8 protein-coding genes are annotated in these 7,309 nt (G+C 70.4%); 4 read left to right on the forward strand and 4 right to left on the reverse strand.

Annotation, left to right across the window (positions count from 1 at the left end):
• Nucleotides 1-4: 4 nt before the first annotated feature.
• Nucleotides 5-928 (reverse strand): AraC family transcriptional regulator, encoded by a 924-nt coding sequence (locus tag Q0P59_RS18205; RefSeq protein WP_295009028.1) that lies wholly within the window; start codon nucleotides 926-928, stop codon nucleotides 5-7.
• 266 nt (nucleotides 929-1,194) lie between these two features.
• On the opposite strand from Q0P59_RS18205, the gene Q0P59_RS18210 reads away from it, so the two are divergent.
• From Q0P59_RS18210 to Q0P59_RS18225, 4 genes are read left to right on the forward strand one after another with little or no spacing between them, the layout of a single operon-like run.
• Nucleotides 1,195-1,653 carry a (2Fe-2S)-binding protein gene (locus tag Q0P59_RS18210; RefSeq protein ID WP_295009031.1) on the forward strand — a complete coding sequence of 153 codons (459 nt, stop codon included), beginning with the start codon at nucleotides 1,195-1,197 and terminating at the stop codon, nucleotides 1,651-1,653.
• 10 nt (nucleotides 1,654-1,663) lie between these two features.
• Entirely contained in the window at nucleotides 1,664-3,922 is a 2,259-nt protein-coding gene (locus Q0P59_RS18215) for a xanthine dehydrogenase family protein molybdopterin-binding subunit (RefSeq protein WP_295009032.1), read from the forward strand.
• 1 nt (nucleotide 3,923) lies between these two features.
• Complete coding sequence (locus tag Q0P59_RS18220) at nucleotides 3,924-4,922, forward strand: XdhC family protein (protein WP_295009035.1); 999 nt, start codon at nucleotides 3,924-3,926, stop codon at nucleotides 4,920-4,922.
• Nucleotides 4,919-5,494, forward strand: coding sequence for a nucleotidyltransferase family protein (locus Q0P59_RS18225; protein ID WP_295009036.1), 576 nt, complete (start codon nucleotides 4,919-4,921; stop codon nucleotides 5,492-5,494). The genes Q0P59_RS18220 and Q0P59_RS18225 overlap by 4 nt, the downstream gene beginning before the upstream one ends.
• Here the strand turns inward: Q0P59_RS18225 and Q0P59_RS18230 are convergent.
• The 3 genes from Q0P59_RS18230 to Q0P59_RS18240 form a co-directional block, all read right to left on the reverse strand.
• Entirely contained in the window at nucleotides 5,491-6,162 is a 672-nt protein-coding gene (locus Q0P59_RS18230; RefSeq protein ID WP_295009038.1) for a glutathione S-transferase family protein, read from the reverse strand. The two genes, Q0P59_RS18225 and Q0P59_RS18230, sit on opposite strands and share 4 nt — an antisense overlap.
• Before the next feature lie 14 nt (nucleotides 6,163-6,176).
• Nucleotides 6,177-6,881 (reverse strand): DNA alkylation repair protein, encoded by a 705-nt coding sequence (locus Q0P59_RS18235; protein WP_295009040.1) that lies wholly within the window; start codon nucleotides 6,879-6,881, stop codon nucleotides 6,177-6,179.
• Nucleotides 6,878-7,309 (reverse strand): helix-turn-helix domain-containing protein (locus Q0P59_RS18240; RefSeq protein WP_295009042.1); only part of this gene is annotated, 432 nt, incomplete at its 5' end. The genes Q0P59_RS18240 and Q0P59_RS18235, both read right to left, overlap by 4 nt.

Below are 7,309 nucleotides of genomic sequence, written 5' to 3' on the forward strand. Positions count from 1 at the left end.
CGGCTCACGCCGGGCCGCCGTCGCCCCACGCCCCGCCGGCGGCCAGCTGGGCGACATCGCGCCCCGGCGGGGCGCCGAACAGCCGGCGGTATTCGCGGCTGAACTGCGAGGGGCTTTCGTAGCCGACGCGGTGGGCAGCGCTGGCCGCGTCGTGGCGGTCGCTCAGCATCAGGCGGCGCGCCTCGTGCAGGCGCAGCTGCTTCTGGTATTGCACCGGCGTCATCGAGGTCAGCGCCTTGAAATGGTGGTGCAGCGAGGATTTGCTCATGTTCGCCAGGTCGGCCAGGTGGTCGATGGTCACCGCCTGCGCCAGGTTGTTCTTCAGCCAGTCCATGGCGCGGACGATCTGCTGGCTGTGGCTGCCGGCGGTCGCCGTCTGCTGCAGCAAGGCGCCGAGCGAACCGGTGAGCAGGCGGTAGAGCAGTTCCCGTTCGATGATCGGGGCGAGCACCGGGATGTCGTCGGGCGTGTCGAGCAGGCGGAGCAGGCGCAGCGCGGCACCCTGGATGTCGGCATTCATCTCGCCGATGCCGAAGCCCCGGTCGACGGCGGTTTTCGGGTGCTTGTTCGGCATGTTGGCAACGAGATCGGCAATCTTCAGCGGGTCGATGCCGATGGCCATGCCGAGGTAGGGTTCGCTCGGACTGGCGATGGTCACCCGCGACGAGACCGGCAACTCCACCGAGGCGACCATGTAGTGCCGGGTGTCGTAGTCGTACACCGCGTCGCCGACGAGGATGCGCTTGGCGCCCCGGGCGATCATCGCGAAGGCGGAATTGACCACGGCGCAGGTCGGCTTGTCGGCGATGCAGCCGCGAAACAACAGCAGGCCCGGAATCGCCGTTTCCGCCTTGTCGGTGCCGACGCAGTGGCGTTCGATCAGCGCCACCATCTCGGCGCGCCGGGCGGCGAAGCCCGCCTCGTGCATGGCATCGGAATTTTCTGTCGGGCTCGCAGTCATAGGGTACGCATCTCTCGCGAAGGGCTTTCGGCCGGTTGAACGCTACGTTGTGCAGGGTAGCGGCTTATGGCCGAAGGCGCGAGCCGGTTCCGGACAACTTTGGACGATCAGGCAATAAATCCGAATTTTTGGGTTATCGGCGCCAGCCCGTAGTGTCCGACACTAGGCACCAGCAAAACGACAAATCCGGCTGCCGCCAGCGCCGGCCATGCAACCTGACGAGGAACCCGCAGATGATCAAACTCAATGTAAACGGCAAGGCGGTCAACGTCGATGTCGCCCCCGACACTCCGCTGCTCTGGGCCTTGCGCGACACCCTGCAGCTTACCGGCACCAAGTACGGCTGCGGCCAGGCCATGTGCGGCGCCTGTACCGTGCATCTCGACGGCGAGCCGACGCGCTCCTGCGTGCTGCCGGTTTCCGCCGCCGTCGGCCGCAGGATAACCACCATCGAGGCTGTAGATTCCGGCAAGGTCGGCCATGCCGTGCAGGAAGCCTGGCGCAAGCTCGACGTAGTGCAGTGCGGCTACTGCCAGTCCGGGCAGATCATGAGCGCCGTGGCGCTGCTGTCGCACAACCGGAAGCCGAGCGACGCCGACATCGACGCCGCGATGTCCGGCAACCTGTGCCGTTGCGCCACCTACGTCCGCATCCGGGCCGCCATCCACGAAGCCGCCAAGACCCTGGCCTGAGGAGCAGAGCATGAACGCGAAACTGAACCCCTCCGTGCTGGCCGAAGGCGCCGACCTGTCGCTGCACAACCTCAGCCGCCGCCGCTTCCTGCACGGCGGCGCCGCCCTCACCCTCGGCTTCGTGCTGCCCGCCGCGGCCGCCGACAAGCTGCCCGCGGCCGGACCGGGCAAGGCCGGCGACGGCCTGGCGGCGGCCGTCAAGTTCGAACCCAATGCCTTCCTGCGCATCGGCGCCGACAACAGCGTGACGGTGATCGCCAAGCACCTGGAAATGGGCCAGGGCACCCATACCGGCCTGGCCACGCTGGTCGCCGAGGAGCTCGACGCCGACTGGGCGCAGGTCAGGGTCGAAGGCGCGCCGGCCGACGCCGCGCGCTACAACAACCTGTTCTGGGGCCCGAGCCAGGGCACCGGCGGCAGCACGGCGATGGCCAACTCGTGGGAACAGCTGCGCAAGGCGGGCGCCGCCGGCCGGGCCATGCTGGTCAACGCGGCAGCCAGGAAATGGGGCGTCGCGGCCGGCGACATCGCGGTCAGCAACGGCGTGCTCAGCCATGCCGCCAGCGGGCGTAAGGCCAGCTTCGGCGAACTGGCCGTGGAAGCCGCCAAGGAAGCGGTGCCGGCCGAGGTGAGGCTGAAGGACCCCAAGGATTTCAAGCTCATCGGCAAGCACGCCAAGCGCAAGGACAGCGCCGCCAAGACCAACGGCAGCGCGCGCTTCACCCAGGACGTGCACCTCCCCGGCATGTTGGTCGCCGTGGTCGCCCACCCGCCGCAGTTCGGCGCCACCGTGAAATCCTTCGACGACCGCAAGGCGCGCCAGGTCAAGGGCGTCGTCGATGTCGTCGCCATCCCGCAGGGCGTCGCCGTGCTGGCCAGGGATACGTGGAGCGCCAAGAAGGGCCGCGACGCCCTGAGCGTGGTCTGGGACGACAGCGCCGCCTTCAAGCTGGGCAGCGCCGAAATCCTCGCCCGCTACAAGGAAATGGCCAGGACGCCGGGCAAGATCGCCCGCCAGCAGGGCAACACCGACGCGGCCTTCGCCGCAGCGGCCAGGGTCGTCGAGGCCAGCTACGACTTCCCCTACCTGGCGCACGCGGCGATGGAACCGATGAACTGCGTCATCCAGCTCACCGCCGACGGCGCCGAGGTGTGGAACGGCGAGCAGTTCCAGACCATCGACCAGGCGGTGCTGGCCAAGGTGCTCGGCCTCAAGCCCGAGCAGGTCAGGCTGAACATGCTCTACGCCGGCGGCAGCTTCGGGCGGCGCGCCTCCAAGGATGTCGATTACCTCGTCGAGGCGGCGCACATCGTCAAGGCGATCAAGGGCCGGGTGCCAGGCAACCCCGCGGTCAAGCTCGTCTGGCTGCGCGAGGACGACATGCGCGGCGGCTACTACCGCCCGCTGTTCCACCATGCGCTGCAGGCGGCCATCGACGCCAACGGCCGGCTGACCGGCTGGCGGCACCGGCTGGTCGGCCAGTCCATCCTCATCGGCTCGCCCTTCGAGGCTTTCCTGGTCAAGGACGGCATCGACGGCGTGTCGGTCGAAGGCGCATCCAACCTGCCCTACGCCATCCCCAACCTGACCGTCGACCTGCATACGCCGACCGACATCAAGGTGCCGGTGCTGTGGTGGCGCTCGGTCGGCTCGTCACACACTGCCTTCTCCACCGAGGCCTTCCTCGACGAAGTGGCGGCGGCGATGGGCAAGGACCCGGTCGCCCTGCGCCTGGAGCTGCTCGCCGAGCACCCGCGCCACGCCGCCGTGCTCCGCCTGGCCGCCGAGAAGGCCGGATGGACGACCCCGCTGGCGGCCAAGCCGGGCGAACGGCGCGGACGCGGCGTGGCGGTGCATGAGTCGTTCAACTCCTACGTCGCCCATGTCGCCGAGGTGACGGTGGCCCGTGACGGCACGATCAAGGTCGATCGCATCGTCAGCGCCGTCGACTGCGGCACGCCGATCAACCCGGACAACATCCGGGCGCAGGTCGAGGGCGGCATCGGTTTCGGGCTGTGCGCCATGAACAACGCCATCACGCTCAAGGACGGCAAGGTCGAGCAAGGCAATTTCGACGGCTTCGCCCCGCTGCGCATCGGCGACATGCCGCAGGTCGAGGTGCATATCGTGCCCTCGCAAAAGGCGCCGACCGGCATCGGCGAACCGGGCGTGCCGCCGGTGCTGCCGGCGGTGGCCAACGCCGTTGCGGCGGCGACCGGCAAGCGCCTGCGCGACCTGCCGTTCGACACCCGCGCCCTGGCGGTGTGACATGGACGGCCTGGATACGCAGGTCCTCGACGCCGCCCGCCGCTGGGCGGCGGAGGGTCGCCGCTTCGCGCTGGTCACCGTGGCCCGCACCTGGGGCTCGGCGCCGCGCCCGCCGGGTGCCTGGATGGCGGTACGCGACGACGGCCGGGTGATCGGCTCGGTCTCCGGCGGCTGCATCGAGGACGACCTGATCCGGCGCGTGCTGGCCGGCGAGTTTGCCGGCGACAGCGCGCCTCGCATCGTGCGCTACGGCGTCACCGCCGACGAGGCGCACCGCTTCGGCCTGCCCTGCGGCGGCACCCTGGAACTGGTGCTGGAGCCGGCGCCCGACGCCGCGCTGCTGGCCGACCTGGGCGAGCGCCTGGCCGGCGGGCAACTGGCCCTGCGCCGCGTGTCACTGACCAGCGGCAGGGTCGCCATCGAGCCGGGCAGCGCCGGCGACAGCCTGCAGTGGGACGGGGAAACGCTGGTCACCCTGCACGGCCCGGCCTGGCGCCTGCTGATCATCGGCGCCGGGCAGATTTCGCATTACCTGGCGACCATGGCGCAGGCGCTCGGCTACCGGGTCTTCGTCTGCGACCCGCGCAGCGAATACGGCGACGGCTGGCAGGTGCCGGGCACGACCTGGGTGGCCGGCATGCCGGACGACGCGGTGACCGAACTGGCGCTCGACCCGCGCAGCGCCGTCGTGGCGCTGACCCACGACCCCAAGCTCGACGACCTGGCCCTGCTCGAGGCCCTCAAGTCGCCGGCCTTCTACGTCGGCGCGCTGGGTTCGCACGCCAACAACGCCAAGCGCCGGGCGCGTTTGCTGGAATATTTCGATCTCTCGCAGGCCGAGGTCGACCGGCTGCACGGCCCGGTCGGCCTGCCCATCGGCAGCCGCACGCCGCCGGAAATCGCCGTCTCCATCCTGGCCGAGATGACGGCCGTGAAGAACGGGACGCACGCTCGCGCAACCACCCCGGTTGCCGACCCCTACGCCTGCCGCGTCGCATGAGCGACATCGTCGGCCTGCTGCTGGCCGCCGGCATGAGCCGGCGCTTCGGCAGCGACAAGCGCCTGCACCGCCTGGCCGACGGCACGCCGCTGGCGCTGGCCGCAGCCCGGCGCCTGCTTGCGGCCTGCCCGATCAGCATCGCCATCGTCCGCCCCGGCGACGACGAATTGGCCGCCCTGCTGACCGAGGCCGGGCTGCGGGTGACGGAATGCCCGGATGCGGAACACGGCATGGGTCACAGCCTGGCCGCCGGCGTTGCCGCGACAGCCGACGCCGCCGGCTGGCTGGTGGCGCTGGCCGACATGCCGGCCATTGCCCCGGCCAGCTACGCAGTGGTACTTGAAGCCCTGCGCGCCGGCGCCCCGCTCGCCCGCCCGGCCCACGGCGGCCGCCCCGGCCACCCGGTCGGCTTTGCCGCGCGTTTTCGCGACGATCTGCTCGCCTTGCAGGGCGACCAGGGCGGCAAGGCCATCATCGACACCCACCGCGACCTGCTGACGATCTGCCCGGTCAACGACCCGGGCGCGCTGATCGACATCGACACGCCCCCGGCACCCGGCCCGCGAACCTAGCGCGGCCCGCCGTACTCGTCGGCGAGCGCGTCGTAGTGGGCGTGCGCCTCACTTTCCAGGATACCGGCCGCGTACCACGCCTGCATCGCCAGATGCGCCCGCATCGCTTCGCTGTAGGCGGCGGCCAGCGGCGGCAGCGGCACGTTGTAGATGTGCAGGCGCCAGACGACCGGCGCATACATGGCGTCGGCCACCGAGAAATCGCCGAACAGGTAGGGGCCGTCGCCGGTGGCGAAGCGCGTCCGCGCCTCTTCCCAGATTTCGATCACCCGGTCGATGTCGCGCTGCACATCCGGCGTCGGCGGCTTGCCCTTGAGCTTGAGCTTGAGGTTCATCGGCATGGCGGTGCGCAGGCTGACGAAGCCGGCGTGGATCTCCGCCGAAATGCTGCGCGCCCGCGCCCTGGCCTGGGCGTCGGCCGGCCACATCGCCGGGTGCCGCTCGGCCAGGTATTCGGCGATGGCGATGCTCTCCCAGACCTGGAAGCCGTCGTCGTGCAGGCAGGGCACGCGGGCGTTGCCGGCCAGCGGCTTGAGCGCCGCGTTGTAGTCGCGCCCGGCCACCGACACCATGTGCTCGGCAAACGGGATGCCGAAGTGCTTCATCAGCAGCCAGGGGCGCAGGGACCACGACGAGTAGTTCTTGTTGCCGATATAGAGTTCGAACATCGCTTGCTCCCGATTCAATGGACACCCGACAGGTGCTTGCCGGCCTCGCGCCGACTGAGTGATGACAGCCGGCTACCCGGACCGTTCAGAAAATCGACAATCGCCTGCGGCTCGCTCCGGGCGAAATCGCGCAGTGCCCAGCCGATGGCCTTGCGGATGAAGAAATCGGTTTCGCCGGCCAGCGTCAGCGCAGCGCCGAACAGCCGCTCGCGGTCGGTGGCCTGGCGCCAGCCGAGCTGGTGCAGCATGGCGACGCGGCGCACCCACAGGTTGGGGTGACGCAGCGCGGCATCCATGTGCCGCGTCACCGCCGGGTCGGTCCGCCGGGCGGCGAACAGGATGTCGCCGACGACGCCGGCCAGGCCATCGACGGTGTCCCACCACGACTTGTCCTGGACCAGCCCGAGCAAGGCGTCGAGGTCGCCGACGCCGAGCGTGCGCTGCTGGCGGTTGAGCAGGTCGACGGCGACGTACTGGCATTCCCGTTCCGGCATGCACCACAGCGCGCGGGCGTTGGCCAGCAGCTCGCCGGCGGTCTGGCGCGGCTTGAGCAGCGGCATCACCGCCGCCCGCCGGGCCGGGGCCGGGATGCCGAAAAACGGGAACTGGTCGCGCTGGTAGGCCCGCATGGCCGGCGCCCGCTGCGGGTCGGCCACCGCGTGCAAGGCCAGGCGCACCTGGGCCGGCCAGCCGTCGGGAAACGGAGCCGCCCCGCTCATCCCGGCCGGAAGCTGTCCGGCGCGATGCCGTAGCGGGCCAGCTTGTCGTAGAGGGTTTTCTTCGGCGTCTGCAGCAGTTCGGCCGCCCGCGCCACGTTGCCGCCGGTCTGGCCGAGTGCCCCTTCGATGATGCGGCGTTCGGCGGCATCGACCTGCTCGGCCAGCGACGACGCGACGGCGACGGCGGCTTCGCTGCCGCCCAGTGCATCCGGCATGCCCAGCGCCCAGCGTTCGGCGACGTTCTTCAGTTCGCGCACATTGCCCGGCCAGTCGTGCGCCGTCCACCGGGCGAGGTCGGCCGGCGTCCAGCTCGCCGGCGGGCGCTGGAAACGGGCCGCGGCTTGGTGCAGGAAATGCGCCATGAGCAGCGGAATGTCCTGGCGGCGCTGGCGCAGCGGCGGCAGGTCGAGGCTGACGACGTTGAGCCG

Origin of the sequence: uncultured Dechloromonas sp. (assembly GCF_945957265.1) — a bacterium.
Taxonomy (GTDB): Bacteria; Pseudomonadota; Gammaproteobacteria; order Burkholderiales; family Rhodocyclaceae; genus Azonexus.

What these genes read in the sequence shown, in the direction of transcription:
- Q0P59_RS18220 (WP_295009035.1), top strand. Translation starts at nt 3,924, where the DNA reads ATGGACGGCCTGGATACGCAGGTCCTCGACGCCGCCCGCCGCTGGGCG.
- Q0P59_RS18235 (WP_295009040.1), bottom strand. Translation starts at nt 6,881, where the DNA reads ATGAGCGGGGCGGCTCCGTTTCCCGACGGCTGGCCGGCCCAGGTGCGC.
- Q0P59_RS18210 (WP_295009031.1), top strand. Translation starts at nt 1,195, where the DNA reads ATGATCAAACTCAATGTAAACGGCAAGGCGGTCAACGTCGATGTCGCC.
- Q0P59_RS18215 (WP_295009032.1), top strand. Translation starts at nt 1,664, where the DNA reads ATGAACGCGAAACTGAACCCCTCCGTGCTGGCCGAAGGCGCCGACCTG.
- Q0P59_RS18225 (WP_295009036.1), top strand. Translation starts at nt 4,919, where the DNA reads ATGAGCGACATCGTCGGCCTGCTGCTGGCCGCCGGCATGAGCCGGCGC.
- Q0P59_RS18205 (WP_295009028.1), bottom strand. Translation starts at nt 928, where the DNA reads ATGCACGAGGCGGGCTTCGCCGCCCGGCGCGCCGAGATGGTGGCGCTG.
- Q0P59_RS18230 (WP_295009038.1), bottom strand. Translation starts at nt 6,162, where the DNA reads ATGTTCGAACTCTATATCGGCAACAAGAACTACTCGTCGTGGTCCCTG.